Source organism: Acidithiobacillus sp. TH-A36, assembly GCF_057473445.1.
Map to the genome: position 1 here is coordinate 1 of NZ_JBYCKP010000296.1, position 1,999 is coordinate 1,999.

Annotated in this window: 2 protein-coding genes; both read left to right on the forward strand. The window is 55.4% G+C overall.

What is annotated here, in order from left to right; all coding sequences use genetic code 11:
* Positions 1–160: 160 nt before the first annotated feature.
* Positions 161–754, forward strand: coding sequence for a CBS domain-containing protein (locus AC2VLY_RS07735; RefSeq protein WP_031570288.1), 594 nt, complete (start codon positions 161–163; stop codon positions 752–754).
* Between the two features lie 41 nt (positions 755–795).
* Positions 796–1,999: hemolysin family protein (locus tag AC2VLY_RS07740; protein ID WP_486922054.1), on the forward strand; the 1,204-nt coding region annotated here is incomplete at its 3' end.

The window sequence follows — 1,999 nt, forward strand, 5'->3', positions numbered from 1 at the left end:
CGATGGTTTGCTGCGCATCAGTGTCGGTCTGGAACATATAGATGATCTACAGGATGATTTGCTACGAGGTTTTGCAGCCGCAAATAGCGCTGTCTGATTTGCGCTATGCTGTGTTTACAGAGAGTTGTTTCCCTATCATTAAACTGACGGAGAAAAAGAGATGACAAAATTCCGTGCCTTACAACGTCATGGCCTCCAGCCGGATACCCGCGTTTGCCTGTTTGATAATGGCTTGCCCTTGAGTCTCAAGCCGGAAGACTCCGCGCTGAATAGTATGACGGATCTGCGCCGCGTCCCGGCTGCATCCACCAAGCCGGAGTCTACTATTGATCAGGCCATGCAGCGCATGATTCATGTGGGCGTACGCCTGTTATTTGTTCTGGATGATTTGGGGACCCTGGTCGGCTTGATTACGGCCCGGGATATCATGGGGGAAAAGCCGGTTCGGCTGGCTGCAGAAGACCATATCGCCCGTGATGACATCAAGGTCCAGAATATCATGGTGCCCCTAGGACAAATTGATGTGCTGGATTTTCCCGAGGTAGAACGCTCCACTGTAGGGGATATTGTCCTGACCTTGCGCAAGGCGGGTCGTCAGCATGCCCTGGTGCGTGAGGAAACCACGCATGGATTTGAAATACGTGGAATTTTTTCCATCAGCCAGATTGCCCGGCAGCTGGGTGTAACCCTGCAAAGTAATGATGTGGTGCAAAGTTTTGCGGGTTTGGAGCAACTCATCGCCAGTGATGACTAAACACATTCCGAGCAAAGTGCTGCAGGTGGGGGTCTGCCCCGGTGACTGAAGCAAACGGGCTGCTACTGGCAGCCCTCCTGATTTTTCTCAATGGATTCTTTGTGGCGGCCGAATTTGCCCTGGTCCGCCTGCGCAGCACCCATGCGCGTACTCTGGCCCAGGAGCATGGGCTGCGTGGGCGCATTCTGGTGCGGATGCATGCGCGTCTGGATGCTTATCTTTCTGCCACGCAACTGGGCATTACCTGTGCCTCCCTGGGCATTGGCTGGATTGGTGAGCCCGCGATGGCGCATCTACTGGAGCCGGTGTTCCGGTTTTTTGGAGTTCGAGACCCGGCGCTGCTCCATTCCATCGCCCTGGCAGTGGGATTTGCCCTGGTTTCATTCGTGGTTATTGTGATTGGCGAGTTGGTACCTAAATCCCTGGCTATTCGTAAAGTCGAAGCCGTTTCCCTGTGGACGGGCGCTCCGCTCTACGCCTTCTATTGGCTGATGTATCCCGCCATTTTTGTTCTCAATGGGGCAACACGCATGGTGCTACGCCTGTTCGCCCTGCGTCTGGATCAGCATGCCGGTGATGCGCCGCATTCCCGGGATGAACTGGCGATGATTCTTGCCCTCAGCCAGGCTCAGGGAACCCTGGGTCAGCGCACCGGTGATATTCTCGACCGCACGCTGGACTTCAATGAATTGACAGCCGGTGATTTGATGCGTCCCGCAGCAGACATGATCTGCCTGATGCGCGAAGAGAGTTCCGAAGCAACCCGGGCAATGATGTTGCGTCATCGTTTTACCCGTTACCCGGTTTGCGAGGGCGACCGCCAGCATGTGATCGGTCTGCTGCATGTGAAAGACGCTTTTGCGCAGATGGCGCGCCATGATAATCTGGGCGATCTCAAAAGTCTTTTACGTCCCTTGCCTTCGGTCAATAAAGCCATGCCCGCCATGGACCTGCTGAGCCATTTTCGTTCCGGTCACCCGCATTTTGCGCTGGTGGTGGATGACCTCGGCACTATCACCGGTTTTGTGACGCTGGATCACGTTCTGGAAAGTCTGCTCGGCGTCATTCCCGACGAATTCCGCCATCAGCGCAAGGAGTGGCAGCGGCGCCTGGATGGTAGCTGGGTGGGTTCAGGAAGCCTGTCCCTCTATTCCCTGGAGCGTTGTCTGGATCGGGATATTGACGAAGATGCAGCAGATACCATCGGTGGGCTGGTCATGCGCCAACTGGACAGGGTTCCGGAAG

What these genes read in the sequence shown, in the direction of transcription:
- AC2VLY_RS07735 (WP_031570288.1), top strand. Translation starts at nt 161, where the DNA reads ATGACAAAATTCCGTGCCTTACAACGTCATGGCCTCCAGCCGGATACC.